At 72.0% G+C, this 26,118-nt stretch carries 22 protein-coding genes; 11 read left to right on the plus strand and 11 right to left on the minus strand.

Going from position 1 to position 26,118, the window contains the following annotated elements; all coding sequences use genetic code 11:
• Positions 1–17 precede the first annotated feature (17 nt).
• Positions 18–2,900: a branched-chain amino acid ABC transporter permease/ATP-binding protein gene (locus tag I6A60_RS09720; protein WP_203015388.1), complete on the minus strand. Its 2,883-nt coding sequence runs from the start codon at positions 2,898–2,900 to the stop codon at positions 18–20.
• A 269-nt stretch (positions 2,901–3,169) separates the two neighbouring features.
• Here I6A60_RS09720 and I6A60_RS09725 point away from each other — a divergent pair, with 269 nt between their 5' ends.
• From I6A60_RS09725 to I6A60_RS09735, 3 genes are read left to right on the plus strand one after another with little or no spacing between them, the layout of a single operon-like run.
• Positions 3,170–3,526, plus strand: a complete 357-nt coding sequence (locus I6A60_RS09725) for a DUF4286 family protein (RefSeq protein WP_203015387.1) — start codon at positions 3,170–3,172, stop codon at positions 3,524–3,526.
• Positions 3,523–5,031 (plus strand): aldehyde dehydrogenase family protein, encoded by a 1,509-nt coding sequence (locus tag I6A60_RS09730; protein ID WP_203015386.1) that lies wholly within the window; start codon positions 3,523–3,525, stop codon positions 5,029–5,031. The genes I6A60_RS09725 and I6A60_RS09730 overlap by 4 nt, the downstream gene beginning before the upstream one ends.
• Before the next feature lie 7 nt (positions 5,032–5,038).
• Positions 5,039–6,322, plus strand: a complete 1,284-nt coding sequence (locus I6A60_RS09735) for a cytochrome P450 (RefSeq protein WP_203015385.1) — start codon at positions 5,039–5,041, stop codon at positions 6,320–6,322.
• Positions 6,323–6,454: 132 nt separating this feature from the next.
• Here the strand turns inward: I6A60_RS09735 and I6A60_RS09740 are convergent, their stop codons facing one another.
• Positions 6,455–7,090, minus strand: a complete 636-nt coding sequence (locus tag I6A60_RS09740; protein WP_203015384.1) for a helix-turn-helix domain-containing protein — start codon at positions 7,088–7,090, stop codon at positions 6,455–6,457.
• Positions 7,091–7,225: 135 nt separating this feature from the next.
• On the opposite strand from I6A60_RS09740, the gene I6A60_RS09745 reads away from it, so the two are divergent.
• Together I6A60_RS09745 and I6A60_RS09750 are read left to right on the plus strand one after the other, a co-directional pair.
• Positions 7,226–8,935, plus strand: coding sequence for a bifunctional NAD(P)/FAD-dependent oxidoreductase/class I SAM-dependent methyltransferase (locus I6A60_RS09745; RefSeq protein WP_203015383.1), 1,710 nt, complete (start codon positions 7,226–7,228; stop codon positions 8,933–8,935).
• 270 nt (positions 8,936–9,205) lie between these two features.
• Entirely contained in the window at positions 9,206–10,168 is a 963-nt protein-coding gene (locus tag I6A60_RS09750; RefSeq protein ID WP_203015382.1) for a hypothetical protein, read from the plus strand.
• A 55-nt stretch (positions 10,169–10,223) separates the two neighbouring features.
• Here the strand turns inward: I6A60_RS09750 and I6A60_RS09755 are convergent, their stop codons facing one another.
• Entirely contained in the window at positions 10,224–11,267 is a 1,044-nt protein-coding gene (locus I6A60_RS09755) for an ABC transporter substrate-binding protein (protein WP_203015381.1), read from the minus strand.
• Positions 11,268–11,414: 147 nt separating this feature from the next.
• Positions 11,415–12,284 (minus strand): alpha/beta fold hydrolase, encoded by an 870-nt coding sequence (locus I6A60_RS09760; protein WP_203021579.1) that lies wholly within the window; start codon positions 12,282–12,284, stop codon positions 11,415–11,417.
• A 24-nt stretch (positions 12,285–12,308) separates the two neighbouring features.
• Between I6A60_RS09760 and I6A60_RS09765 the strand changes: the two genes are divergently transcribed.
• Positions 12,309–13,472, plus strand: coding sequence for an amidohydrolase family protein (locus I6A60_RS09765; protein ID WP_203021580.1), 1,164 nt, complete (start codon positions 12,309–12,311; stop codon positions 13,470–13,472).
• Positions 13,473–13,606: 134 nt separating this feature from the next.
• Here I6A60_RS09765 and I6A60_RS09770 read toward each other — a convergent pair whose 3' ends face one another.
• Together I6A60_RS09770 and I6A60_RS09775 are read right to left on the minus strand one after the other, a co-directional pair.
• The gene (locus I6A60_RS09770) at positions 13,607–14,476 is read right to left on the minus strand and encodes a hotdog domain-containing protein (RefSeq protein ID WP_203021581.1); all 870 of its coding nucleotides are present in this window, start codon (positions 14,474–14,476) and stop codon (positions 13,607–13,609) included.
• On the minus strand, positions 14,473–15,300 hold the full coding sequence (locus tag I6A60_RS09775) for an SDR family oxidoreductase (protein WP_203021582.1): 828 nt from the start codon (positions 15,298–15,300) through the stop codon (positions 14,473–14,475). The genes I6A60_RS09770 and I6A60_RS09775 overlap by 4 nt, the downstream gene beginning before the upstream one ends.
• A 278-nt stretch (positions 15,301–15,578) precedes the next feature.
• On the opposite strand from I6A60_RS09775, the gene I6A60_RS09780 reads away from it, so the two are divergent.
• On the plus strand, positions 15,579–16,283 hold the full coding sequence (locus I6A60_RS09780; RefSeq protein ID WP_203021583.1) for a TetR/AcrR family transcriptional regulator: 705 nt from the start codon (positions 15,579–15,581) through the stop codon (positions 16,281–16,283).
• Between the two features lie 56 nt (positions 16,284–16,339).
• Here the strand turns inward: I6A60_RS09780 and I6A60_RS09785 are convergent, their stop codons facing one another.
• The 4 genes from I6A60_RS09785 to I6A60_RS09800 form a co-directional block, all read right to left on the minus strand.
• Complete coding sequence (locus I6A60_RS09785; RefSeq protein ID WP_013426618.1) at positions 16,340–16,588, minus strand: desulfoferrodoxin; 249 nt, start codon at positions 16,586–16,588, stop codon at positions 16,340–16,342.
• A 143-nt stretch (positions 16,589–16,731) separates the two neighbouring features.
• The gene (locus I6A60_RS09790; RefSeq protein WP_203021584.1) at positions 16,732–17,367 is read right to left on the minus strand and encodes a cysteine hydrolase family protein; all 636 of its coding nucleotides are present in this window, start codon (positions 17,365–17,367) and stop codon (positions 16,732–16,734) included.
• Positions 17,368–17,472: 105 nt separating this feature from the next.
• A complete protein-coding gene (locus I6A60_RS09795) occupies positions 17,473–18,396 on the minus strand; it encodes an SDR family NAD(P)-dependent oxidoreductase (RefSeq protein ID WP_203021585.1) in 924 nt (307 codons plus the stop codon).
• 204 nt (positions 18,397–18,600) lie between these two features.
• Positions 18,601–19,881: a CaiB/BaiF CoA-transferase family protein gene (locus tag I6A60_RS09800; protein WP_238435100.1), complete on the minus strand. Its 1,281-nt coding sequence runs from the start codon at positions 19,879–19,881 to the stop codon at positions 18,601–18,603.
• Positions 19,882–20,221: 340 nt separating this feature from the next.
• Here I6A60_RS09800 and I6A60_RS09805 point away from each other — a divergent pair, with 340 nt between their 5' ends.
• Positions 20,222–21,298: an Hsp70 family protein gene (locus tag I6A60_RS09805; protein WP_203021586.1), complete on the plus strand. Its 1,077-nt coding sequence runs from the start codon at positions 20,222–20,224 to the stop codon at positions 21,296–21,298.
• A gap of 33 nt (positions 21,299–21,331) precedes the next feature.
• Here I6A60_RS09805 and I6A60_RS09810 read toward each other — a convergent pair whose 3' ends face one another.
• Positions 21,332–21,997: a TetR/AcrR family transcriptional regulator gene (locus I6A60_RS09810; RefSeq protein ID WP_203021587.1), complete on the minus strand. Its 666-nt coding sequence runs from the start codon at positions 21,995–21,997 to the stop codon at positions 21,332–21,334.
• A 169-nt stretch (positions 21,998–22,166) separates the two neighbouring features.
• On the opposite strand from I6A60_RS09810, the gene I6A60_RS09815 reads away from it, so the two are divergent.
• From I6A60_RS09815 to I6A60_RS09825, 3 genes are read left to right on the plus strand one after another with little or no spacing between them, the layout of a single operon-like run.
• Positions 22,167–23,480: a hypothetical protein gene (locus tag I6A60_RS09815; protein ID WP_203021588.1), complete on the plus strand. Its 1,314-nt coding sequence runs from the start codon at positions 22,167–22,169 to the stop codon at positions 23,478–23,480.
• 11 nt (positions 23,481–23,491) lie between these two features.
• Positions 23,492–24,985 (plus strand): acyl-CoA reductase, encoded by a 1,494-nt coding sequence (locus I6A60_RS09820; RefSeq protein WP_203021589.1) that lies wholly within the window; start codon positions 23,492–23,494, stop codon positions 24,983–24,985.
• Positions 24,975–26,024 carry an aldo/keto reductase gene (locus tag I6A60_RS09825; RefSeq protein ID WP_203021590.1) on the plus strand — a complete coding sequence of 350 codons (1,050 nt, stop codon included), beginning with the start codon at positions 24,975–24,977 and terminating at the stop codon, positions 26,022–26,024. The genes I6A60_RS09820 and I6A60_RS09825 overlap by 11 nt, the downstream gene beginning before the upstream one ends.
• Positions 26,025–26,118: the final 94 nt, after the last annotated feature.

Genomic DNA, 26,118 nt, shown 5'->3' on the forward strand with positions numbered 1-26,118 from the left:
AAGCCTGGGCAATTCGGTTATCCCGCCACCGGAGCGATCGGGCCGCCAGCCTCCACGACCGTCTCGGCTGCCGGCTCCGGCTCGGCGGTCGGCTCCGGCTCGGCGGCTGGCTCGCCCTGGGCCTCGCCGCTGAGCTTGCCCAGGTAGGCGGCGCGGACCGCCGGGTCACGCAGCACCTCGTCCGGCGAGCCCGACGCGATGACGCGGCCGAAGTCGAGCACCACCACGTGGTCGCAGGTCGCGGCCACCACGTCGATGTTGTGCTCGACCAGCAGTACGGCGGCCCCGGACTGCCGCGCGAGCAGCCGGAACAGCTCGCTGGCCGTGCGCCGCTCCGAACCGTTCAGTCCGGCGGCCGGCTCGTCGAGCAGCACCGCCGCCGGCCGCTGCGCGACCAGGCGGGCGATCGCCACCATCCGCCGGCGGCCCTGCGGCAGGTCGGCGACCACGGTGTCCAGCACGTCGTCGAGCCCGAGCAGCGTGACGGCGGCGGCCGCCGCGTCGGACAGCACCCCGCGGCGCGGCCAGAACAGGTCACGCACGTAGGCCAGCGGGCCCCGGCCGTCCAGGCCGGTGAGGACGTTCTCGCGGACCGACAGGTCGTCGAACAGCTCCAGGTTCTGGAACGTGCGCCCAAGGCCGTGGCGGGCGCGGGCCGGGGCCCGCAGCGCGCCGATGTCCCGTCCGAGCAGCTCGACGGATCCGCCGGAGGTCCTGGTGAAGCCCGTCACGGCGTCGATGAGGCTGGTCTTGCCGGCTCCGTTCGGCCCGATCACCCCGACCACGCGGCCGGCGACCAGCTCGAAGGACACCCCGTCGACGGCGACCGCTGTCCCATAGGTCACCCGGATGTCGCGGGCGACGAGAACCGTCTCGCCGGCGGGAACCGGGCAGCTCGGCTCGAAGGACACCGGGCCGCCGGGCGACGCGGCGGCGACGGCGCCCGCGTCGCCGGCCGCCGGTGCCGGACCGCGCCGGACAGCGCGGGCCACCAGCCGGACGACGGCGTCCTTGAGGGCGGCCTGGGCCGGGACGATGCCGCTCGGCGAGCGCACCATCGCGTCCAGCACGACGAGCCCGGTCGCGATCGAGAGCCACGCGTCGATCGAGTCGACGCTCAGCAGGTCGGAGATGGCGGTCGCGACGACACCGCCGACCGCGGTCGTCGCGGCGAACACCGCGCCGGCGACGAACCCGACGCCGCCGACGACCGTGAAGGCGAGCACCGAGATCGACCGGAAGACCCCGAAGTCGGTGAAGTCCGCTAGCTGGAACTGGAAGGCCGACAGCGCGCCCGCGAGCCCGGCGATGCCGGCCGAGATGGCGAAGGCGCCGAGCTTGGTGCCGGGCACCGACACGCCGAGAGCGGCCGCGCCCCGCTCGTTGGCCCGCACCGCGAGCAGCCGCCGCCCGGCCTCACCGCGACGCAGGTTCAGCACCGCCAGGCCGCACAGGACGAAGGCCGCGATGCACACGTAGGCGAACCGGTCGGGATGCGCGGACGGGCTGAGGTCCAGGCCGAACAGGCTAGGGCGGTGGATGTGCAGCCCGTCGAGGCCGCCGGTCATCTTCGGCTGGCTGAGCACCAGGTTCTCGACCGCGAGGGACAGGCCCAGCGTGACGATCGCCAGGTTGACGCCGCGAACCCGCACCGCGGGAGCGCCGAAGACGACCCCTAGAAGCACGGCCGCCGCGGTGCCGACGATCAGGCAGACCAGGAACGGCAGGTGCAGGTCGCTGCTGGCCCGGGCGGCGGCGAACGACCCGAAGCCGGCGAGCGCCGCGCACGCGACGCTGATCTGCCCCGCATAGCCGGTGACGACGACGACCGACAGGCCGAGCAGGCCGAACAGCGCGCTGTTGGTCATCGCCGCCGACCAGGACGGCGCGGCGAACAGCGGGATCGCCACTGCGGCGAGGACCCAGACCAGCCCGGTCACCGGGCGCAGCCGGCCGCTGCCCGCCCGCGGCAGGCGGCCACTCAGCGCCTCGCCCCGCCCGGGCATGGCCGCGCCGCCGAGGACCACGGTTACGATGATCACGGCGAACGGGACGGACGAGATGACGCCGTTGTTGATGCTGTAGCGACGCATCACCGACTCGGCGACACCGAGCGCGAGACCGATGCCGACCGTCGTCCACACGGCGTTGAACCGGCCGACGAGCGCCGCCGCCATCGCCGGGATCACCAGCAGGGTGAGCGCGTCCGGCGTCAGTCCGATCACCGGGATCAGCAGGATGCCGGCGAACGCGGCCATGGCGCCGCCGACGCCCCAGGTGATCAGGCCGGTGGGGTGCGGGGAGATGCCGATCCCGCTGGCGGCGGTCGGGTTCTCCCGCAGCGCGGTCGCGTTCATCCCGAGCTTCGTCCGCGAGAACATCAGCGACAGCCCGACGGCGAGCCCGATCGTGACGACCAGGATGGCGAGGGTGTCGTAGGTGATCAGACCGCCGAGAATCTTGATCTTGCCGCGGCCGAACAGCGGGGGCAGCAGGTGGGACTCGGTGCCGTACCGCTTCACGACCGCGCTCTGCAGCAGCAGCATGAGGCCGAGCGTGGCGACCACCTTGGCCATGTCGGGGACGTTGCGCAGCAGCCGGACCACGAGCAGGTAGAACAGCAGCCCCAGCACCGCGCCGCTGGCCACGCCGATCAGCATCGCGGGCGCGACCGGCAGCGAGGCGATGGCGCCGCTGCTGGTGGTGCCGCCGTACAGGCCGGCGCCCTCGCTACCCGCGTGCAGGTCCCAGAAGACGTAGCTGCCGACCATGCCGATGGCGCCCTGGGCGAAGTTCAGGACGCCCGAGCCCCGGTAGACGGCGACGACGCCAAGCGCGACGAGCGCGTACGCGCCGCCGCCGGCTAATCCGATCAGGGCGAACTGCCAAAGCTGCGACAACGGTTCTTCCTCCCGGCGGCACCCCCGCCGCGGGCGGGGGAAGGCTGGTGCGGTGACCCGGCCAGGACCAGTGCCGGAGATCGCGGGACAGAGCGTAACCGTGGTCACAGGCCGCTCTCAAGTGAGTCCTCACTAATTTATGACCCGAAGCCAGGTCAGAGTGGCCCCGGTGGGCCGGCCGGCCGGCCAAACCGCGCAAGCTAGCGAGTACTCGCTCTGTAGTGTTACGTTCGGCTCGAAGCCCTGCCGGACCGCTGAGGGGACTCGTCATGCCCAGAGGAATCATGGTCGTGCAGTCCAGCCCGGCGAGCCCGGAGCAGGACGCCGACTTCAACAAGTGGTACGACGAGGACCACCTCCCGGAGATGCTGTCCGTCGCCGGTTTCACGGCCGCGCGTCGCTACCGGCTGCGGGCCACCGGCCCGATCAAGGCTCCCGAGTCCGTGCAGGGCTACCTGGCCGTCTATGAGGTCGAGGCCGAGGACCTGGACGCCGCCCTGGTCGCGATGCGGTCCCGGCCGCCGGGCACCGCCAGCGACGCGCTCTCCCTGAAGCCACCGCCCGTCGTCCTGTTCTATGAGCTGCTCAGCGAGGTCACGGCCTCGCCAGCCGAGGAACCCGGGTGACGCCCGCCCTCACGGCATCCGTCCGACCGACGCCGGACTTCCTGAAGGCCGGTCCCAAGAAGCTGCTGATCGGCGGCGAGTGGGTCGACGCGGCCGGCGGGCGGAGGTTCACCAGCGTCAACCCGTCGACCGGCGCGACGATCGCCGAGCTCGCCGAGGGCGACGCCACCGACGTCGACCGGGCCGTCGCGGCGGCCCGGGCCGCTTTCGACGGCGGGCCCTGGCCGCGGCTGACCCCGCGCCACCGCCAGGACCTCCTGTGGGCGTTCGCCGACGCGGTCCAGCGCGACTTCGAGGAGCTGCGCCTGCTGGAGACGCTCGATATGGGCGTTCCGATCGGGCGCCCCCGGACGAAGGCGCGCACCTCCTGGGAAGCCAGCGTGCTGCGCTACTTCGCCGGCTGGGCGACGAAGATCCAGGGTGAGACGATCCAGAACTCGCTGCCGGGGTCGGTCTTCACCTACACGCAGAAGGAGCCGGTCGGCGTCGTCGCGGCGATCGTGCCGTGGAACCGGCCGATCAGCAACGCCATCTGGAAGATCGCGCCGGTGCTCGCCACCGGCTGCACGATGGTGCTCAAGCCCTCCGAGGAGGCGAGCCTCGTCGCGATCCGCCTCGGTGAGCTGCTCGTCGAGATCGGGCTGCCGGCCGGTGTCGTCAACGTCGTCACCGGCCTCGGCGCCACCGTCGGCGCTGCCCTGGCGGAGCATCCGGGCGTCGACAAGGTCGCGTTCACCGGTTCGACGGCCGTCGGGCAGCAGATCATCCGGGCCTCGGCCGGCAACGTCAAACGGGTCACGGTGGAGCTCGGCGGCAAGTCGCCGGACGTCGTGTTCGCCGACGCCGACCTGGACCGTGCCGTCCCCGGCGTCTCGATGGGCGTCTTCCTGAACTCGGGCCAGATCTGCTGCGCGGGCAGCCGGGTGTACGTCGAACGGCCGGTCTACGACGAGTTCGTCGACCGGATGTCGACGTTCGCGGACGGCCTGCGGGTCGGCGACAGCCTGGACCCGGAAACCGTGATCGGGCCGGTCGTCTCGGCCCGCCAGCTCGACCGGGTGGTGGGCTACCTCGACCTGGGCAAGGCCGAAGGGGTCCGCACGACCGCGGGCGGGCGGCGGCTGGCCGACGGCGAGCTGGGTGACGGCTTCTTCGTCGCGCCGACGGTCTTCGCCGACGTCCGCGACGACATGCGGGTCGCCCGCGAGGAGATCTTCGGCCCGGTCGCCTGCGTCCTGCCGTTCGACACCCTCGAAGAGGCGACGGCCCGGTCCAACGACAGCCCGTTCGGCCTGGCCGGCGGGGTGTGGACCCGCGACGTCGGCCGCGCGTTCCGGATGGCGAACGGCCTGCGGGTCGGCACCGTCTGGGTGAACACCATGCTGGACATGGACCCGGCCGTGCCCTTCGGCGGCTACAAGACCAGCGGGTACGGCCGCGAGATGGGCCAGAGCTCGCTGGAGAGCTACCTCAACGTGAAATCGGTCTGGATCAACACGGAGTGATGAGCAGATGGACACGACAGCGTCGACACCGGCCGCCGGCTTAACAGACGTGTCCGCCGCGGTGCCGCAGCGCCGGCTACCAGACGGCCGGATGCCGGACGAGTGGTGCCTGCGGGAGTTCGACCACGTCGCGCCGGAGCTCGCCCCGGTGCTGCCGGAGACGCTCAGCCGGATGCGGTCGCTCTGCCCGGTCGCGCACAGCGAGCTGCACGGCGGCTACTGGGTCGTTACGAAGTACGAGGACGTGCTGCGGGTCGCGCAGGACTGGGAGACGTTCACCTCGACCGACGGCCTGAACATCCCGCCGAGCCGAGGCCACGTCCGCAACATCCCGGTCGAGGTGGACCCACCCGAGCAGCGCGTCTACAAGCGGCTGGTCAACCAGCACCTGACGCCTCGGGCGATCGCACACTGGGAGGCACCGGTCCGGGCGCTGGTGACCCGGCTGCTCGACGACATGATCGAGCGCGGCTCGTGTGAGTTCATGGACGACTTCGCCCGGCCGTTCCCCAGCATCGCCTTCTTCGACCTCGCCCTGCACGCGCCGCGGGAGGACCTGGAGAAGGTCTCCCTGCTGGCGTCGGCCGCGTCGGTGCCGAACCATCCGCAGGCACGGGAGTGCTGGGCCGGGCTCTCCGCCTGGATCTCCGACCTCGTCGCGACCCGGCGGGCCGGCGAGCCCAAGGGTGACGTCGTCGACGCGATCCTCGCCGCCGAGTACGAGGGGCGCCCGCTGACCGAGGGCGAGACGACCGGCATCATCCAGCTGCTCATCCTCGGCGGGCTGGAGACCACCGCCGGGGCACTGGGCCTGATAATGTTGCGGTTCGCCGCGCAGCCGGAGATCCCCGCGCAGCTGCGGGCCGACCCCGCGCTGATCCCGACCGCGGTCGAGGAGCTGCTGCGCCTCGACTCGCCGTTCATCGCCGTCGCCCGCACCGCCACCCGCGACGTCGAGCTCGGCGGCCGCCAGATCGCCAAGGGCGACAAGGTGCTCATGTACTGGGCGTCGGCGAACCACGACACGGCCGAGTTCCCGGGCGGCGAGCTGTTCGACGCCACCCGCTCCCCCAACCGTCACGTCGCCTTCGGCGCCGGGCCGCACCGCTGCCTGGGCTCCGCGGTCGCCCGGCTGAACCTGCGCGTCGCGCTGGAGGAGCTGACCCGCCGGCTGGACGACGTCCGGCTGGCCGACGGCGCCCAGGTGCACTTCCACAACACCCTCACCCGCGCCCCGCACAGCCTCCCGCTCACGTTCCGCCCCGGCTCCCGGCTCGGCCCCACCGAGTAACCGGCCCGGGTCCGCCAAGGTCCACCCGTCGTCTTGATCGCTGTTTTCGTCCTCTGGTGGCTATGAAACAGGCCCCGCAACGACCACCCGAGGGCCAAAACAGCGATCATGGCTGACCGCCGAGCGAGCCGGTCAGTTGTCGGTGGTCCGGGGCGTTGGGCGGGCGCGTAGGTGGAGGCGCTCGCCCTGTGGGCCGAAGAGGCTGAGGATCTCGGCTGGCTGCGCGGTCGGGTTCGCGAAGGCGTGTGGCACGTGCGTGTCGAACTCGGCGGCCTCGCCTGCGCCGAGCAGGAGGTCGTGCTCGCCAAGCAGCAGCCGCAGCCGGCCGGAGAGCACGTAGAGCCACTCGTAGCCCTCGTGGACCTGCGGCTGCGGCTCGCCCACCGGCCAGTGGGCCGGAATGAGCATCTTGAACGCCTGCAGCCCGCCGGGGCGGCGGGTCAGCGGCATGAACGTCATGCCGTTGCGCTGGAACGGGCGCGGATGAATCCGCGGGTCGGCGGTCGGCGGGTGACCGACGAGCTCGTCGAGCGGTACCTGATGGGCTCGGGCCAGCGGCAGCAACAGCTCCAAGGTGAGCTTCCGTTGCCCGGACTCCAGCCGTGACAGCGTGCTGACGGAGATGCCGGTCGCCTGGGACAGCTGCGGCAAGGTCACCTGGCGCTCATGCCGCAGCGCCCGCAGCCGCGGCCCCACCGCCGCCAGCACGTCGTCGAGGGCGGGCTCGTCCCCGGCCTCGGACGTGTCGTCCAGTCGTTGGTCCACCATGCCGCCAGTTTGCCATCTTGGCAAAGCAATTTGTCAAACTCGGCCACGCCGGTGCACTGTCGCCCCCGAGTGAACGAAGCACCAGCCCGCGGCCACGGACGGACCGGCCACGGGCAGCACGCACAGGAGGCAGGCATGGCGATCGAGACAGCCGACCAGGTGAGCGGCAGCGACGGCTACGACGTGGTGGTCATCGGCGGCGGGGCGGCCGGGCTCTCGGGAGCGCTGACGCTCGCCCGGGCGCGCCGGTCGGTTCTGGTGGTCGACGCGGGGGCGCCTCGCAACGCCCCCGCCGACGGCGTGCACAACTACCTCGGCCGCGAGGGCACTCCCCCGGCCGACCTGCTGGCGGCAGGCCGCGCCGAGGTCGCCGGCTACGGGGGCCAGATCATGTCAGGGTCGGTCACCACGCTCGCGCGGATCGACGGCGCCGACCTCTCGCCGGCTGGTGGCCCGAGGTTCGAGGTCGGGCTGGCGGACGGCCGGACCTTGCTGGCCCGCCGGCTGCTCGTGGCGACCGGCCTCGTAGACGAGCTTCCCGACGTGCCCGGTCTGGCCGATCGGTGGGGGCGCGACGTGGTGCACTGCCCGTACTGCCACGGCTGGGAGCTGCGCGACCAGCCGGTCGGCATCCTGGCCACCGGGCCGTTGGCCGTCCATCAGGCCCTGCTGTGGCGGCAGCTGACCGCCGACGTCGTCCTGTTCCGGCACACCTCGCCGCCGCTCGGCGACGAGCAGGCCGAACAGCTCGCGGCGCGCGGGATCCGGGTCGTCGACGGCGAGGTCGCCGGGCTGGAGGTCACCGACGACCGGCTCACCGGCGTGCGGTTGCGCTCCGGTGAGGTCGTCGCACGCCGGGCCGTCGCCGTCGGGACCAGGATGGTGAGCCGGGCCGACCTGCTCGCGCCGCTGGGCCTGGCGCCCGTCGAGCTGCGGCTCGGCGAGTTCGTCATCGGCTCCCAGATCGAGGCGGACCCGATGGGCGCGACCGCCGTGCCCGGCGTGTGGGTCGCGGGCAACGTCGCCAGCGCCCAGGCCCAGGTCCTGGTGTCCGCCGCCGCCGGTCTCACCGCCGGTGCCGCGATCAACATGGACCTGGTCACCGAGGACACCCGGGTGGCGCTCGACGCCCACCGTGCCCACCGGCAGGACCTGGTCTTCGGCCCGGACGCCTGGGACGCTCGGCACCGGGCTCGCGCCGAGGCGCACCCGGGGCCCGACCGGCCCAACCCGGTGCTGGTCGAGCAGATCGCGGCCCTCCCTGCCGGGACAGTCCTCGACGCGGGAGCGGGCACTGGCGCGGACGCGGGCTGGCTGGCCGACCGCGGCTGGAAGGTCACCGCCGTCGACCTCTCACCCGCCGCGCTGGAGGCCGCCGCTCGCCACGCCGACCGTCAGGGCCACGGCATCACCTGGCGACGGGCCGATCTGGCGACCGAGCCGGCCCCGGGAACGTTCGACCTGGTCGTCTCCCACTACCTGTGCCTCCCGCCGGGACCGCGCCGCGCCCTGTTCGCGAACCTGGCGGCGGCCGTCGCTGCGGGCGGCACGCTCCTGCTCGTCGGCCACGCCCCTGCCGAAGGCACCAGCGCGCCCGCGCAGGCTGGTGCCGGCCACGGGCACGGCGACCGGCATGGCGATCGTCGTCCGGGCGCGCCCGATCCGCACCTGGCCGAGGTGGCCTGGAGCGCTCCCGAGGTCGCCGCCACCCTGGGCCCCGACTGGATCATCGAGATCGCCGAGACCCGTCCGTTCAGGGCTCACGAGCACCATGGCGCGGCGACGCATGACTCGGTCCTGCGCGCCCGCCGCGGCCCGGCCGCGGCAGCACTCGCCGACGGTTGATCGCGCAGCGAGTGTCACTGTCCGCATCGGGTTGGCTGGTGGCGGATGCGCCAGGTAGCGGGGGACGGGTGCGGGGGCACCGACGGTGCCGGAGGGTCGGCGTATCTGTGGCGTTTGGCATGCCTTGTCGTTACTGTCCGGTCCGTAGTCGCCGTCGGTCCTGGGGTGGGGCCGGCCCGAGCGCCGCCGCGTGGTCGGGTCGACGATCGGCGCGCAGGTCGAACCGTCGCAGCGGAACTGCCGCCTGCGACCGCACCTGGGCGGGGTCAGATGCAGAACTCGGAAGATCCGGTATTAGGCGCGGAAGCCGCGGCGTCGGCCGGTGACGGCACCGCTGGCAGCGAGGCCGCCGTCGACGAGACCCACGGCGCCGAGGCCGCCGACAGCCAGCCCCCTGATCCGCCGGCCGCCGGCACCGATCCACCCAGAAGCGACCCACCCGACCCCGAGCTTCAGAACACCGAGCTTCAGAACACCGGGCCGCCCAACCCCGAGCCACTCGACACCGCGACGGCCGCCGCCGAGCCAGCCGACACCGACGACGCCGGGCCAGCCGACGACGCTGAGCCAGCCGACGACGCTGAGCCACTCGACTCCGATGACGGCGGGCTGGCCGACATCGGGCTAGCCGATATCGAGCCGGCCAACACGGCCGGTCGCGCGGCGCTGGACGCCGACGAGGACGAGGACGACCCGGCGGACCGGCCGACGCGGGTGGTGTCGCGGTCGGTGGTCGTCGCCATGCTGGCGCTGCTGTTCATGCTGATCGCCGGCGTCGTGGTCACGGCGGTCAGCCAGCACGGCGGCAGCAGGGCCGGCGGAGCCGCGGAACAGCCGATCGCCTTCCCGAGCGCGCTCGGCTCGACCGACGCGACGGCGCCGGGCGACACGAGCCCGACTCCCGTCGACGCCGCGCCGACGTCCACCGAGCCGGCCCTGACCGACGCCGAGCTCCCGGTGCCAACAGACAGCACTGCGGCCGGTCCCCCGCCGGCCGCCCAACCGATCTCCGCCGTGGCCGGGCCAGGCGCCGACCAGGGCGGCGCCGGCCGCGCCCAGGCCTCCCCCGCGCCGGCGCACACGTCGGCTCCCCAGGCCAGCCCTCGACCGAACGGCGAGTCGTCGGCCAGCCCCGCACCGACCAGGAAGCCGGGCAGGTCCCAGCCACGGTGCGGCCCCGTGGCGGCGTTCCTGTTCCTGTTCTGGACCGTGCTCGGCGTCGGTCCCTGCTGAGACCGCTCGGGACCCGGTCCGAACGTCCAGCGCCGCCTCCGTGATGGTCGCGGCGCTAGACCTGGACGGACTCGCCATCCTGCCAGCGGCGCAGGACGAGGTAGCGGCCGTGTAGAGCGCCGCGGTCGCGGTGACCGAAGCCCAGCTGGGTGCCGTCGTGGCCCTCCGTCGCGGGCAGCCACTTGATCTGCTCCAGCCCGTCGCGGACGCCGTCGCGGGTCAGCTCGCTGGCGCGGGCCAGGCCTTCGACGGCCAGCCGGGCCAGGTCGTAGCCCTTGGCCGCGGCGGCGGCCCGGGCCGGCGGGACCTCCAGCCGCTCGCGCAGCGCGGCCAGGGCCGGGTTGGCGTCGGAGTAGATGTCGACGTACGTCCAGCCCTCCAGGGCCCGGCCGATCTCCGGCTGGCGGCCGAACATGCCGGCGGAGTTCATCAGCCGCGGCCCGTCGAAGCCCGCCGCGTCGGCCGCGCGCGCCACCGGGGCCGCCGTCCGGCCGAGCCCCAGGTAGACGAGCGCGTCGGGCCCGGACGCCAGCACTCGCCCGACCTGCGCCGTGGCGTCCTCGGCCAGCGGCGTCAGCCCGGCCGTCGCCGTCACCACCGCGCCGTACAGCTCGGTCTCGGTGGTCAGGTAGTGCAGGTAGCGCCGCCCGATGGGCGACCGGTCGTGGACGACGCCAACCCTGCTGGCGCCCAGCGACGCCAGGTGCTGGGCGAGCACCGCTCCCTCGTCCTCGTGCGAGCCGACCTGCAGGTGGAACATCCAGGCGCCGCGGGCCCGCTCCGTGCCGGCCCAGTTGATCGTCGGGAGCTGGAACCGCTCGGCGAGGGGGGTGGCGACTAGCGCGTTGTCGCCGACCGCCGGCCCGACGACGAGCAGCACGTCCGCCGCGTCCAGCCGGGCGAAGGCGTGCTCGACGGCCGCCGCCGTGCCGGACGGCAGTCCGAGGCCGAACGAGGCGACGACCTCCACCTCCCGGTCCAGGCGGCCGGCCGCGAGGTACTCGTCCGCTACCAGACGTAACCACTGCTCGACGTCGGTCGGGCTCGGCGGGCCGTCCGCCAGGTCGTCCAGGAACCCCACCCGCAACGGTGCCGCCATCCGTCTCCCCGTCCCACGCCCGTACGCCAGACCGGCTGGCAAGTATGCATTCACTTATCAAGAAGGGCGTGGGCCGGCCCGGGGGGGGGCGGCCCCCCGCGGGGGCGGGGCGGGGGCGGGGGGGCCCCCCCCCCGCGGGGGCGACGGTCAGGCGCCGTTCGCGCCCCACCAGGAGAGGAGGTCGGGCGCCAGCAGCGGCCAGTGAGCGAACAGGCCTTCCTTGGCGGCCTCGGGGGTGTGGCGGTCGGCCCACTCGGTGTCCGACCACGGCGGCTCGCGCAGGACCGCGTTCGGCAGCGCGGCGGCGATCTTCTCGGAGGTCTCGCGGCGGTGGTGCATGTCGCTCGCGCCGCTGCGGAAGACCAGGGTCGGCAGGTCGAGCTTGGCCGCCTCGTCGTCGGACAGGCCCGGGACCAGCGCCTCGTCGTCGACGCAGTAGACCGCCATCCAGCGTTCCATGGTCTCGAGGAACGTCGCCCGGTCCTGGTCGAGGATGCGCTGGCGGTTGCCGTCGTTGCGCTCGATGACCTCAGCCCACTCGGGCAACGCGGCGACGGCCGGCATGCCGTCGTCCCAGGCCGCGCGGAACGAGCCTGACCCGTAGTGCACGCCGATGCTCATGAGCCCGAACACCCCGCCACTGATCCACCAGATCGCGAGGCCGGCAGACAGGTCCCGGTGACGGGCGGCGGTCAGCATGGACACCCGGGAGCCGCCCGATCCGCCGGCGATGATGGTCGGCCCCAGCTCGAGCTGCCGAATGAGGCCGCCCAGCGCGTCCGCCTGCATCTGGGACTCGGACTCCCCGGTGAAGCAGACATCCGAGGCGCCCGTGTTGGGGCGGTCCCAGATAAGCGCCTTCCCGCCGGTGCCCTCGGCAAGGGCGGCCGCCAACTCACGGATACCCGGCGTGTCCTTGCTGTAACGGCCACCGGGCGTGATCGCCCAGGCCTGGCCGTCGCCCGTGCCGATCAGCTCGTAGGAGATCGATAAACCGTCTACGGTTGCGTACGCCATGGCACGAATCTAACATTGATATCTATGTCAAAGAATGGCTTATTCATCGTCGACGCGGACTCGCACTGGGCCGAACCAGCCGATCTTTTCACCAAGCGCGCTCCCGCGGCCTACAAGGACCGGGTCCCCCAGCCGCGGATCGTCGACGGCGAGCCGACGTGGGTCATGGACGGCCACCCGCTGGGGCGGTTCAGCCCGGGTGGGGTCATCGGCCGCGACGGGACGAAGGAAGAAGCCGACAAGGCCCTGTTCCACTGGACGCACGACCAGATCCACGTCGGGGCCTACGACCCCGCGGTCCGCATCGGCGTCCTGGACGAGCTCGGCATCGACGCGCAGATCATCTTCCCCAGTACGATCGGCCTCGGTGGCCAGGACCTGGGACTCGTCGACGACCCGGCACTCACCCGGCTGACGATCGAGATCTACAACGACTCGATGGCGGAGATCCAGGCGGAGTCGGGCAACCGCCTGCTGCCGCTCCCGCTGATGCCGGCCTGGGACATCGACCTGTGCGTCACCGAGGCGAAGCGGGTGGCCGCGCTCGGTGCACGCGGCGTGAACATGACGTCGGACCCGCAGGACCTGGGTTCCCCCGACCTCGCGGACCCGGCCTGGGACCCGTTCTGGGCGGCCGTGTCCGAGCTGAAGCTTCCGGTGCATTTCCATATCGGCGCCTCCGTCACCGGAATGACGTTCTATGGCAAATACCCGTGGCCGTCACACGCGGCCAACACCCGGCTCGCCATCGGCGGCACCCTGCTGTTCATCGGCAATGCGCGCGTCGTGACGAACCTGATTCTCTCCGGCATCTTCGACCGTCACCCCGACCTTCAGACGGTTTCAGTCGAAAGCGGCGTCGGCTGGATTCCGTTCATTCTCGAGACGCTTGACTACGAGATGAACGAGAACGCCCCCCGCGAGCTGGCCAAGATGAAGAAGCTGCCCTCTGAGTACTTCAGGAGCAACATCTACGCGACGTTCTGGTTCGAGAAGAACCAGGGCAAGCTGCCGGCGCTCGTCGAGGCCGTCGGCGCGGACCGCATCCTGTTCGAGACCGACTTCCCGCACCCGACCTGTCTCTACCCGCACCCGCTGGAGACAGTCGAGGAGAAGATGGCGACGCTCTCGCCGGAGATCCGCGCGAAGATTCTGGGCGAGAACGCCCGCAAGCTCTACCGCCTGTAGCCGACAAGCCGACGCGTCGACAGGCCAGGACGCTGCGGCCAGCGGGCAGGTCCAGCTCAGGTGCCGGGGATTTCGTGCACCCCGACACCTGAGTGGGCGTTCACAAACCGGTCTTTTCGGGTCCGGTCCGCCGGCTAGAAACTTCTCGTGACCGCCCGGACGGCATGCCTTCCGTCGGCGCCCGCGTCGCGGACCTCGACCGTCGTCATCCCGCCGTGGGCCGTCGCCGTCGCCACGGCCGGCCCGATTCGAACCGGCCGTAGATAACGCAAGGTAATCGATGCCAGCGGCACACCCGGGTTCAGCGAAAGTGCCGCCTGCTCGACCGCTAGCGCGATCAGCCCGCCGTTGACGGTGTTCGACGAGTTCAGTCCGTGCACGGTCCGGTAGACGGCCGCGACACCGGGCTCCCTGAGCTCGCAGCCGACGTGCTCGGCGAGGCTCGTCAGCAGCGGCGGGCGCGGCGGGGCCTCGTCCGGGTCCTCCCAGACGATCGGCGGCATCACGAGCGACGGATCGCCCGCGGCCATGAACGCGGCCGCCCCGACGCCGAGGAGCTCACCCGCGTCGTCGGTGAACTCCACGCCGAGGACGACGACCGAACGCCCGGTCTTGATCACCCGCCCGGTCGCGTTGATCTGGCTGGTCGGGCGGGGCGGGACGGTGAGCTGCACGTCCAGGTCGAGGGTGACGGGCACCCGCGGCGCGAGCTCGCCGACCGCCAGCCGACCGCCGATGACATCCGTCCAGACCACGAGCGGGGCGAGCTGGACGGTGTTCGTCCCCGGTACGCACATTCCGGGCGAGACCGGGCAGGAGCCGCGCAGCTCGTCGCCGATCCGGCGCGTCGCCATCATGATCGGGCCGAGGGCGTGCCCGTCCCGCGCGCTGTGGCGGACCTGGCGGGCGTTGGGGATGCCCGGCACGTCGACCGTCTCGATCTCGAGTGACGGCACGGCGCCCGGCCCGGGAACGCCGTCGAGGACCTCGCCTGACTCGCTCAAAACTTGCCCAGCAGGTAGTGGACCGCGCCGGTGTCCGCCGGCCAGACCCCGGTGTTGCCGGCGGCGAAGTGGCCGGCGTCGGTGATCAGGGTGATCCCGCTGATCCCGGCGGCGGCGTCCGAGCACAGGAACACCAGCGGGTATCCCTGCTCCAGCGGCGTCGCCGCCTCGATGCCGACCTCGGCGCGGTAGCCGGCGCCGAAACCGAGCCAGGTCTCGGCGTTCGCCCGGGCGAGCGGTGTGTCCGTGGGCCCGGGGCAGATCGCGTTGATCCGGATGCCACGAGCCAGCAGCGGCATGGCCTGGGTGGCCACGTACGCGCAGATCGACTGCTTGCTCCAGACGTAGTCGGCCCGCTTGCGCTCGATCGCCCACGCCGACGCCTCGGCGACATCCTCGATCGCGAGGTAGACCTTCAGGTCGTCGAGGTTCTTCTCCCAGCCGAGCCCGGCCGCCGACGAGATGAAGCCGATGGCCGAGCCACGCGGCAGCGCGTCCGCGGCGAGCAGCCGCTCCAGCAGGTACTTGTGGCCGAGGAAGTTGGTCTTCTCGATGCCCTCGGTCCCGTCTGCGACGCCGGCGGCGCAAAGCACCACGTGGTACGGCGCGCCGGCGGCCGCGAGCGCCGCGTCGATGGACGCGGTGTCACGCAGGTCGACGTGGATGGCCTTGGCGCCGACCGTGGTGATCTCCGCGATGTCCAGGACGGTCACCTCGGCACCGAGGCCCAGCGCGACCTCGGCGGCGGCGGCACCCATGCCGGTGGCCCCACCCACTACTAACACTCGCTTGCCGTCGAGCCGGAACGCGTCGAACAGCGACATATCGATCTCCCTGAGCCAGGTGACGCCGATGCAGAAGGCTGACCACGGCGCGGGACCACGATGACACTGCGTGGCGAGGCCGGTGGCGAGCCGCGCTCGGGCCGGGTCCGCGGCCGGCCGAAGTGCCCTGGAACACCTGAGGCAAGAGCGGCCTGGTGCCGCGGGCTCTGGTACCCGACACGCTTTGTCAATTTTAACGTCGACGTCAATGACAATCCACCGGTAGACTTACCGGTAAACATCGGTGTCGATCGGAGGACCATTCGTGGAAGGCTGCCGTGGCGTCCACAGATAATGTGTCCCCGCCCGCGCCGGTGCCCGGTGCCCGGTCGGAGGGGCGAGACAAGGCGAGCGGGCCGCGTTCCCGCAAGGGCGCCGCGACCAGAGCCCGGCTCGTGCAGGCAGCGAAGGCCGTCTTCGAGGAGGACGGTTTCCTGGACGCCCGGATCTCCGACATCGCCGAGCACGCCGGGCTGTCACACGGGTCGTTCTACCATTACTTCGACTCGAAGGAACAGATCTTCCGCGAGGTCGCCATGGCGGTCGGCGACCTTCTCCAGCAGCCGATGTACACGTCGGTCTTCAACGGGCCCTCCGCCAGGACGCCGGCCGCGACGATCCGGCAGGTGGCCACGCAGTTCCTGGCCAGCTACCGGGACGAGGCCCGGATCATCGGCGTCATCGAGATGGTCTCGCGATACGACCCGGAACTGACCAGTATCCGGTTCGAATACCAGGAAGCCGACCGTATCCGCGCCGCCAAGGCCGTTCGCCGGATGCAGGAGCAGGGCTGGGCCGACCCGAGCATCATCCCCGAGGTGGCGCTGGCGGCGATGAGCGCGATGATGAACCGCTTCGCCGAGATGTGGTTTGTGCAGAAGCTGTTCGAGTTTGATTTTGACGAAGGCGTCGAGCAACTCGTCCGCCTTTGCCTGAACGCTCTCCAGCTGGAGGAACCAGCAGCCGACCTGAACGGGCGCTGAGCGCTTCCATCCGCTCCGCGCCCGTTTCCGGGCGACCGTCGTTTCAGTCCGTCGTTTCAGTCCGAGGACGGAAGCGGCTTGGCCTGGGCGAGAGACATCGGCTCGCCGTGGCATACGGGCTCGGCGGCACCGGCCTTGGCGACGAGGACCTGGGCCTCACACACGGCACAGGTGTAGCGCTTGCCCAGCGCGGCCGGGCCGCCCGGGCGCAGTTCGAGGCTTGACTCCGCGGTGACCCGGACGACGACCGCCTCCACGCCAGTCGCCTCGTCCTTCAGCCGGGCGCCGGCCTTCAGGGCTGTCATGTCGTCCTCCCGTCGTCGGTTGTTCACCACGGGGCCCGCGGCCCTCCCACGCTAGATGGATTTGACACCGACGTCAACATTAGGTCTTGCCGGTGACCACGCACGGGATGTGAACAACCTGGGCCCACGCTACCGACTGGCCGTCAGTCTGCGGAGGGCTTCTCCCAGGCGGCGAGAACGTCGTCGGTGCCGACGATCGTGGCGCACAGCGCGAGCGAGTTGCGCAGCACCAGATCGGTGTACTCGGTGGGCACGCCGGCGATCGCGTCCCGGACCACGACGACCTGGTAGCCCAGGTTCACCGCGTCGAACACGGCCGCCGGGACGGCGACGTTGGACGACACCCCGACGATCACCACGGTCCTCGCGCCCAGGTTGGTCAACAGCGCGTCGACGTCGGTCCCGGCGATCGGCGAGACGCCATGCAGCCGGACCGAGACCAGGTCCGACGGCTCCTGACCGATCTCGTCGAGGACCTGGACGGCCGGCGTGCCGAGCAGCTGCTTGACCGGCGCCTTGTCGGTGCCGAGGAAGAGCCGGGCGTTGGTGCTGGAGCCGCGGCCGTCCGGCCGGCGCGCCGCGATCGCGTGCAGCACGCCGACCCCGGCGGCCCGGGCACCGGCGGCCAGCCGGGCCACGTTCGCGATCATCCCCGACTCGCGGGCCACCTCGGCGAGGATGGGCAGCGAGCTGGGCGTGCCGATGACGCCGTTCTGGCATTCCTGCGTGAGCAGGACCGTGTGCGCCGGCTTCAGTAACTCGGCGAGATCTACCGCCATCGTCTGGCCTCTTCTCCGGGTCGCCGGCCGGCTCTCGCTCGTCCGGACCGTCACCTGTCAGGACTGTCACCTAGAAGGACTGTCGTCCGCCAGGACCGTCGGCTGTCAGGAGGGAGGGAAGCGCATCCCGGGGCCGCGGGTCTCGAAGACGTCCTGCGCCAGCACCTCGCCGAGCTTGGTCGGGTCCCAGCGCTTGCCACCCGCCGAGATGACCTTGCGCTCGGTCCAGCCGCGCATCCAGATGATCCTGTCCTCGATCACCCGGATGACCTGGCCGGTCACGTGGTCGGCCTCGTCGCTGGCGAGCCACGCGACCAGCGGGGAGCTGTTCGCCGGGTCCATCGGGTGGTACTCGCCCTCGGCGACCTCGTCCGGTTCGAACGCCGCGCCCATGCCCGGGATCGTGGCGGTGATCCGGGTGAGGCCGGACGGGCCCACCGCGTTCACCGTCACGCCGGAGCGCAGCAGCTCCAGCGCGAGCGTCTGGGTGACGGCGACGATCGCCGCCTTGGCCGCCGCGTAGCTCGACTGGCCGAAGTTGCCCCCGAGGCCCGCCCCGGAGGTGGTGTTGATGATCCGGCCGCCGACCGGGCCGCCCTTGGCCTTGGCCGCGGCACGCCAGTACTTGGCGGCGTGCTGGCAGGTGGACCAGGTGCCGCGCAGGTGAACCCGGATGACCGCGTCGAAGTCGTCCGGCGGCATGTTCCAGATCACCGAGTCACGCACGATGCCGGCGTTGTTCACCAGGACGTCGAGCTTGCCGAACACGTCCACCGCGCGGCCGATCAGCTCACCGCACTGGTCGAAGTCGCCGACGTCGGCGTAGTCGGCGACCGCGATGCCGCCGCGCTTCTCGATGAGCGCGACGGTCTCGTCGGCGGCCCGGCTCTGGCCCTCACCGCGCAGCGAGCCGCCCAGGTCGTTCACGACGACCTTCGCGCCCTGCTTCGCCAGTTCGAGGGCGTGGCCCCGGCCGATGCCGTGCCCGGCCCCGGTGACGATCGCGACCTTGCCGTCGAGCAGCCCCATGCCCAGCACCTCGGTTTCGTTCCATGACTTCGCAGACTGAGTTCGCACTTCGACTGCCTGACGCGACCGCGTCGTTCGACCGCAGGCAGGTACGGCTACGTTCAGCTATCAGATTGTATAAAATATCAGTATGCGAGCTCGCACGCCTCCGAACGCCGAACCGCGGCGGCGTGGGGTCCGTCCCACTCAGTTTCAGGACAGGCGTCAGGCCCGGCCGAACGCACCGGCGGCGCGCAGCTCGGCGACCTTCTCCTCGTCGTAGCCGAGAACCCCGGCGAGGACCTCGGCCGCGTGCTCTCCCGGCTTCGGCGCCCGGCCGCGTGGCTGGGGGTTGCTCCCGTCGAAACGCACCGGGAACGGCAGCTCGTCGATACCGAAGGTCTCGGCCGGCAGCCAGGGCAGCCGGTCGGCGAACTGCGGGTCCTCGACGATCGACTTCGGGGTGTTGACCGGCGCGATCGTCGTGTCGTGCTCGCCGGCGAACCGGATCCACTCGGCGGTCGTCCGGGTCGCGAAGATCTCGGTGAGCTCGGCGCGGGTCGCCAGGTCGCCGCGGGCGTGGTCGGCGAACTCGGCGCCGGGGCGCCGGTCGTAGAGGTCCATCCGGCCCACGCCGGCGCAGAAGTTCTTCCAGAACTTCCGCTCCGAGGCCATGAACAGGACGTGGCCGTCGGCGGACCGGTAGACCTGGTAGCGGACGCCGTCCTCCATGCCGCCGGTGCCCGGGGTACGCCGCTCGTAGTCGTCGACCGGATTGCCGGTGACCTCGTCCTCGGGCCGCTCGTAGGCTCGGTAGGTCTCGCTGCGCAGCCAGTCCATCGCCGCCGCGGCGTCCGCCTGGCCGACCTCGACATGGCTGCCCCGGCCGGTCTCGCGGGCCGCGAGGATCGCGGCGACGAGCCCGAGCGCGCCGTAGAGCGGGCCGGCGTGGATGCCGATCGAGGCGTGCTCCGGCAGGTAGGTGAAGCCGTTCGCGTCGACGGCGGGCGTCACCACGCCGGCCCACGTGTCGTAGGCGATGCCGTGGCTCGGCAGGTCCCGGTACGGGCCGCTCGCGCCGTAGCCGGAGATCGAGCACATGACGAGCCTCGGGTTGAGCTCGCTCAGCGCCGCGAAGCCCAGCCCGCGGCGGTCGAGGGCGCCCGGGCGCATCGCCTCGACGACGGCGTCGGCGCCGCGGACCAGGTCGCGGAAGACCTCCAGGCCGGCCTCGGTGCGCAGGTCCAGCTCGACCGAGCGCTTGCCGCGGGAGATGTGCCAGTGCAGCAGCGAGACGCCCTCGATGAACGGCCACACCATCTTGCGGACGTACTCGCCGCCCGGCGGCTCCACCTTGATGACGTCCGCGCCCAGGTCGGCCAGGTGCGTCGTCAACGCGCCCGGCCCCAGCATCGACACGTCGACGATGCGTACCCCGGCGAGCGGAGCGGTCGCGGACGGCCGGGGGGCGGTCTCGTCGGGCATGGGCGGCACCTCGCTGGTCATCGGCGGTTCGTCAGCGTCGGTGTCGGAACCGGCGCGGCTTGAGCAACGCTGTTGGCGCCGCCGCGACCGTCCGACATTGGATACGTTATCCAATCTACGCGCGACGTGCCCGCGATGCGCCGGACGCCGCCCCGAACGGGTGGTCTCGTCACACTGCGCTGCGGGACACGCCGAGCCAGGCCGTGCCATGTGGTAGTCATGACCACACTGCCGTTGCACCCCGCGCCGGGGCCCAGCGGCGACAGGGGCACTCGGGTGCGCGCCCTCGCCACCGCCGCGTCGCCCCGCGCTCGATGCCGTTCCTCGAACGGGACGGACCTCCCGGGAGGACAAGGCAAGAATGGCGCGCGAGTGGCTCTTAGCCGTCGATCTGGGGACCACCTGGACGAAGGCCGCCTACACGACGGCGGACAGCGCCGACCCGGTGCTCGTCCGGGTGCCGGCGACCCAGCTGGCCTGGTTCCCCACGGCGGTCGGCCGCGCGTCCGACGGGCGCTGGCTGGTCGGTGAGGCGGCCCAGGCCCGCCGGGTCAGCCGGCCCGACTGGTGCTGGGGCGACATCAAGCGCGACCTCGGCCAGCGCGAGCCCCGGATGCTGGGCGGCCACCCGTTCGCGGCGGCCGAGGCCGTCAGCCAGCCACTGCTGCACGCGGCCCGGCTGGCCCGCCGTCAGGCCGGGCGGGGGTTCGACCGGCTCGTCCTCTCGGCGCCGGTCACCTTCACGCCCGACCAGCACGCCGCGCTGCTGGAGGCCGGTGAGAACGCCGGCTTCGCCCCTGACACGATCACGATCGTCGACGAGGCCGCGGCCGCCTCCCGGTCCGTCCTCGGCCCGCGGCCCGAGGACGGCACCTGGGCCGTGGTCGACGTCGGCGGCGGAACCTTCGACGCAGCCCTGGTGACCGCCAACCGTGGGGTGGCCGCCGTGCTCGACCAGGTCGGTGACGACCAGGCGGGCGGCCACTCCATCGACACGGCGATCGTCACGCGGCTGCGCGAGCTCTACCAGATCGACGACGGCGACGGCGAGGCCGGGCGGCGGCGCGCCAGCTACCTGCGCGACGCCGCCCGGATGCTCCGGGAGCAGCTGGCCGAGCAGCGGTCGGCGGACGTCTTCCTGCCCGACCTCCTGCTGGAGCTCAGCCTCACGCCGGCGCAGCTGGGCGAGCTGGTCGAGCCAGTCCTCGCGCCGGCGATCGAGCGGTGCACGGCGATGCTGACGCGCAACGACCTGGACTGGGCGAAGATCAACGGTCTGGTGCTCAGCGGTGGCGCAACCCGGGACCCGGCCGTTCGCGCGCGGCTGGCGCCGCTCGCCCCGGTGCGCGACGCCGCCAACCCCGAGCTGGCCGTCGTCCTCGGGCTGACCGTCCCGGCCGAGGCACCCAGCCGCACCATCCTGTCGCTCAAGTACTGACGGCCTGCACCGCTCCAGGCGTCGGGCGCACTGTCACGGGCGCAGGGCGCCGACGAACAGCCGGACCGCCGCCTGGATGCGCTGCTCGGCCTCGACCGGGTCGGGCCGGATGCCGAAGGACGCGAGCCTGGCCGGCGCGCTGGAGACCATGCCGACGAACAGGTCGGCGAGCACGTCTGGGTCGTCGGTGAGCGCGATGGCACCGGTCGCCGCGTGCCGGCGCAGCAGGTCGGCCACCTGACGCTGGCGCGGTGAGCCACCGCCCGAGGTGGTCTGGATGCGGCGGGCGAGGTCGGGGAACCGGTCAGCCTGCGCGATCGCGATCCGGCTCATCCGCACCATCGACGGGTCCAGCGCCCGGCGCACGGCGGCCTGGGCGATCGCGGTGAGCGCGCCGGCCAGGTCGTCCGTCTCGGCCGGCGGCGCCGGGTCCGGCGCCGGCCAGTCCGTCCGGCCCATCGCCCAGCCGAACACCGAGGTGAAGACGGCGTCCTTGCTGGGGAACCGCGCGTAGAGAGACGCCTTGGTCGTCCCGGCGGCCTGCGCGATCGCGTCCATCGACGTGCCCTCGTAGCCGTGCTCCAGGAAGAGCCGCAGCGCGTGCTCACGGACGTCCCGGTCGAGCTGGGCCGCCTCCTCGCGGGTGGGCCGGCCGCCGCGGCGTGGCGGGCGCGGCCGGGTGCCGGGCGGCGTGGTCATGGCGCTCAGTCTGACAGGTCTCCGTGAAAACTAGACGGGCGAGTTGAGTTAAAACTAGACTGCCCAGTGCAGTAACCCGGCGCCGCTCGACCGTGGCGCCCCTGGGCGCGAGACGCGGCCCTCCGGCGGCCGGGATTCCCCCGCATCGACAGCGCAGAAGAGGGGCGTCATGTCCGTGACGACCAGCAGCCAGTCGGCCGGCCTCGCGCCGGGGATCGTGGAGGCGCTCGACGCCCGCTTCCAGGAGCGCCGCCAGCAGGTACCGGTCCTCGCCCAGCGGGCCAAGGCCGAGGGCGTCGAGGAGATCCGCTCCGCGGAGGACCTGGTCCCGCTGCTGTTTCCGCACACGACGTACAAGAGCTACCCGGAGACGATCGTCGCCAAGGGCCGCTGGAAGCAGCTGAACCGCTGGCTCGACTCGGTCTCGACCTACCGCGTCGCCGACGTGGACGTGGCGGGCGTCGAGGATCTCGATGGCTGGATCGCCCGCCTGGAGGAGCACGGCCACCTGGTCTCGTCGTCGTCCGGGACCTCGGGAAAGGCGTCGTTCCTCAACAAGACGCGCGCCGACCGTGCGGCCTCCGGCCAGAACCTGCTGGACTCGCTGACCTGGCTGGGCCTGCCCCCGTCGAGGGAGTGGCACGTCTGCCCAGTCGGGCCGGACACGGGCATCAGCTCCGCGATCTACATCCGCGACGTCTTCCTGGCGAACTACCGCAAGGCCGACGCGTTCCCGTTGCCGGAGTCCAAGCCCGTCACGGACCACCACAGGTACATGGCCCGCCTCGGGGCGATGCGCCGCGCGATCGCCGACGGGACCGCCTCGCCGGACGAGGTCGCCGCCTTCGACGCCGAGGGTGCCGCCCGCCAGGCCGATGTCGAGGCCCGCCTGCATTTCCTCGCGGACCAGATCATCGCGCACCGGGACGAGAACATCTTCTTCAACTCGATGTTCGTCCTGCTGTACCGGCTGAACGAGATCCTGCGGGAGAAGGGCGTCAAGCCCGGCGACATCACCGGGTTGAACGGCCTGCAGGTCGCGGGCGGGCTGAAGGGGATGACGCTGCCGCCGGACTACCGCGAGCGCATCTTCGAGCTGCTCAACATCCAGCCGAGCCGCTTCCTGCACTACTACGCGATGCAGGAGGTCAACCTGCGCAGCGTGAAGTGCCTCGCCGGGCGCTACCACGTGCCGGCCGGCCTGACGCTCCTGGTGCTCGACAAGAACGGCGAGGCGCTCGCGCCACTGTCCGACGGCCAGGTCGAGGGCCGGGCGGCCTTCTTCGACTTCTCCGTCGACGGCCGGTGGGGCGCCACCATCTCCGGCGACAGGATTCTCGCGGACTTCCGCGTCTGCTCCTGCGGCCGCGAAGGGACAACCGTCTTCGAGGACATCACCCGCTACAAGGACCTGCCGGACGGCGACAAGATCACCTGTGCCGGCACCATGGACGCCTACGTCCGCGGCTTCATCGAGAGCTGAGGGAGCGGCAGATGACCGTCACCGAGACCACACCATCGCAGGGCACCACCCCGCCGCAGGGCCTCGTGCCGTCGCCGGGGCTCGCGCCGTCCGGCGGGCCGACGCCCGCGAAGCTGAAGGTGCCGCACGTCATTCGCGGCAAGGTCGTCTGGGGCGAGGACGTCGAGTACGCCTCGCGCGACTTCGGCGTGCCGTTCGTGACACCGCGCATCAAGTTCAACGAGCTGATCACGCCACGCACCGAGCAGGGCCCCGCCTTCGACGTTCCGCTCACGGACATCATCGACTACCTGGTCGAGGTCGCCGCGCACCTGGACCTGGCGAAGAACCCGTACCTGCAGGAGTCGCTGGAGCTGACCGCGCAGGTCAGCCAGATGCCGCGGCGCATGATCGAGAACACGTTCCACCGGCCGGGGCAGTTCCTGACCAGACAGTCGATGGAGTTCCGCCTGGAGAAGACGTTCCGCGACGTCCGGGTCCTCGACGGCTGGGTTGCGCACACCGACCCGAACGGCCGGCGGACCCGGATTCGCGCGTTCCCGCCACGGCTGGTGCACATGCTGGCCGGGAACTCGCCGTCGGGGGCGATGACCTCGATCGCCGACGCGGCGCTCGTCAAGGCCGTCAACGTCTTCAAGCTGCCGTCGGCCGACCCGTTCACCACCGTCGCCGTGCTGCGCACGATGGCCGACATCGACCCGGACCACCCGGTGCTGCGCTCGATGTCAGCCGTCTACTGGAAGGGCGGCGACGCGAAGGTCGAGAACGTCCTCTACCGCGCCCAGTACTTCGACAAGATCATCGGCTGGGGTGGCGGCGCCGCGATCAACAACGTCATCAAGTACACCGGGCCCGGCTTCCACCTGGTCGCCTTCGACCCGAAGGTCTCGATGGCGATCATCGGACGGGAGGCACTGGCCTCGCCGGAGACGATGCGCGAGGTCGCGGAGCTGGCCGCGCTCGACGCGACCGTCTTCAACCAGGACGCCTGCCTCGCCGCCCGGCACATCGCCGTCGAGACCGACGTCGACGACGACGCGGAGATGGAGCGGCTCGACCAGTTCTGCGCCCTGCTGCGCGACCGGCTGAACGTCGACCGCGAGTTCGCCTCCGCCGTCGGCCCGGCCACGCCGCCGGACATCCGCGAGGCCGTCGAGGGCATGCGCTTCCTGGAGCCGGACTACCGGATCTGGGGCGAGTACGACGGCTCGGGCCTCGTCGTCCGCTCCCCCGAGCCGGTCGACTTCCATCCGACGAACAAGACCGTCAACGTCGTGCCGGTCGGGTCGCTCGTCGAGGCGACGCACTTCGCCAACGTGGCGACGCAGACCGTCGGCGTGTACCCGCCCGAGCGCAAGGCCGAGATCCGCGACCTGCTGGCAACTGCCGGGGTGCAACGGGTCGTCAGGCTCGGCAGCGCGATGACCGGCACGATGGGCAACCCGCACGACGGCATGTATCCGCTGCACCGGTTCGTCAACTGGGTGGCCGACGATGACGCCTGACGCTTCGCCCCCGGCCGCGCCGCGGGGGCTGCCGGTGGTCCCGCCGCCGGCCTGGGTGCACGGCGACGCGACGACGCTGCGGCAGCGGGTGCTCGGACGGTCCGGCATCCGGGTCTCGGAGTTCGCGCTGGGCACGATGACGTTCGGCACCCGCGCCGGCTGGGGATCCGACGAGTCGGTCTGCCGCGAGATCTACGCCGCCTTTCGGGAAGCCGGCGGGACCTTCGTCGACACGGCGAACAACTACGCCGCCGGCGAGAGCGAGGAGATCGTCGGCCGGCTCGTCGCCGCCGAGCGGGACGACCTCGTGGTGGCGTCCAAGTTCACCCTGCCGACGAACCTGGCCGACCCGAACTCGGGCGGCTCCAGCCGCAAGACGATTCGCGGGAGCGTCGAGCGGTCGCTGCGCCGGCTCGGCACCGACTACCTGGACGTGCTCTGGGTGCACGCCTGGGACCGCAACACCCCGGTCGAGGAGACACTGCGCGCCCTGGACGACCTGGTCCACGCCGGGAAGGTGCTCGCGATCGGCCTGTCCAACATGCCGGCCTGGGTGATCGCGCACGCGGCGACGCTCGTGTCGTTGCGTGGCTGGTCTCCGGTGGCGGCGGTTCAGGTGGAGTACTCGCTGCTGGCCCGCACCGCGGACCGGGAGATGCTCCCGATGGCCGACGCGTTCGGCCTGGCCGTCGCCGCGTGGAGTCCGCTCGGCCGCGGCCGTCTGGTCAAGGCCGCCCCCGCGAACGCGTCGGTGCCGGCGGCGCAGGCTCGGGCGGTCGAGGCGCTCGGCCAGGTTGCCGACGAGCTGGAGGCGACGCCGGCCTCGGTCGCCATCGCCTGGGTGATGGCCCACGGCCTGCTCCCGACGCTCGGCGTCAGCAGCGTCAAACAGCTAGCCGACAGCCTCGCCGCGGCCCGCCTGACCCTTACGGCCGACCAGCTAACCCGCCTCGACGCCGCCACCGAAGTCCGCCTGGGCTACCCACACGAGTTCCTCCGCGACCGCTGCCCAACCCTGGCCCCGCCGCCTCCACGGTAGCCCTCGTCCTTCTTCGTGGGCGCGGGCGCGTGCGGGGGCCCGCAGGGGGACCCGGGGGGTTGGGGGGGGGTGCCGCCCCAATGTTTGGGGGCGG

Origin of the sequence: Frankia sp. AgB1.9 (assembly GCF_016786355.1) — a bacterium.
Lineage (GTDB): Bacteria > Actinomycetota > Actinomycetes > Frankiales > Frankiaceae > Pseudofrankia.

Excerpts from the sequence above, each read along its gene's own strand:
- I6A60_RS09740 (WP_203015384.1), bottom strand. The coding sequence starts at position 7,090 with ATGGTGGACCAACGACTGGACGACACGTCCGAGGCCGGGGACGAGCCC.
- I6A60_RS09745 (WP_203015383.1), top strand. The coding sequence starts at position 7,226 with ATGGCGATCGAGACAGCCGACCAGGTGAGCGGCAGCGACGGCTACGAC.
- I6A60_RS09825 (WP_203021590.1), top strand. The coding sequence starts at position 24,975 with ATGACGCCTGACGCTTCGCCCCCGGCCGCGCCGCGGGGGCTGCCGGTG.
- I6A60_RS09800 (WP_238435100.1), bottom strand. The coding sequence starts at position 19,881 with ATGACCAGCGAGGTGCCGCCCATGCCCGACGAGACCGCCCCCCGGCCG.
- I6A60_RS09805 (WP_203021586.1), top strand. The coding sequence starts at position 20,222 with ATGGCGCGCGAGTGGCTCTTAGCCGTCGATCTGGGGACCACCTGGACG.
- I6A60_RS09775 (WP_203021582.1), bottom strand. The coding sequence starts at position 15,300 with ATGTCGCTGTTCGACGCGTTCCGGCTCGACGGCAAGCGAGTGTTAGTA.
- I6A60_RS09765 (WP_203021580.1), top strand. The coding sequence starts at position 12,309 with ATGTCAAAGAATGGCTTATTCATCGTCGACGCGGACTCGCACTGGGCC.
- I6A60_RS09760 (WP_203021579.1), bottom strand. The coding sequence starts at position 12,284 with ATGGCGTACGCAACCGTAGACGGTTTATCGATCTCCTACGAGCTGATC.
- I6A60_RS09795 (WP_203021585.1), bottom strand. The coding sequence starts at position 18,396 with ATGGGGCTGCTCGACGGCAAGGTCGCGATCGTCACCGGGGCCGGGCAC.
- I6A60_RS09810 (WP_203021587.1), bottom strand. The coding sequence starts at position 21,997 with ATGACCACGCCGCCCGGCACCCGGCCGCGCCCGCCACGCCGCGGCGGC.
- I6A60_RS09815 (WP_203021588.1), top strand. The coding sequence starts at position 22,167 with ATGTCCGTGACGACCAGCAGCCAGTCGGCCGGCCTCGCGCCGGGGATC.
- I6A60_RS09755 (WP_203015381.1), bottom strand. The coding sequence starts at position 11,267 with ATGGCGGCACCGTTGCGGGTGGGGTTCCTGGACGACCTGGCGGACGGC.
- I6A60_RS09735 (WP_203015385.1), top strand. The coding sequence starts at position 5,039 with ATGGACACGACAGCGTCGACACCGGCCGCCGGCTTAACAGACGTGTCC.
- I6A60_RS09785 (WP_013426618.1), bottom strand. The coding sequence starts at position 16,588 with ATGACAGCCCTGAAGGCCGGCGCCCGGCTGAAGGACGAGGCGACTGGC.
- I6A60_RS09725 (WP_203015387.1), top strand. The coding sequence starts at position 3,170 with ATGCCCAGAGGAATCATGGTCGTGCAGTCCAGCCCGGCGAGCCCGGAG.
- I6A60_RS09820 (WP_203021589.1), top strand. The coding sequence starts at position 23,492 with ATGACCGTCACCGAGACCACACCATCGCAGGGCACCACCCCGCCGCAG.
- I6A60_RS09790 (WP_203021584.1), bottom strand. The coding sequence starts at position 17,367 with ATGGCGGTAGATCTCGCCGAGTTACTGAAGCCGGCGCACACGGTCCTG.
- I6A60_RS09750 (WP_203015382.1), top strand. The coding sequence starts at position 9,206 with ATGCAGAACTCGGAAGATCCGGTATTAGGCGCGGAAGCCGCGGCGTCG.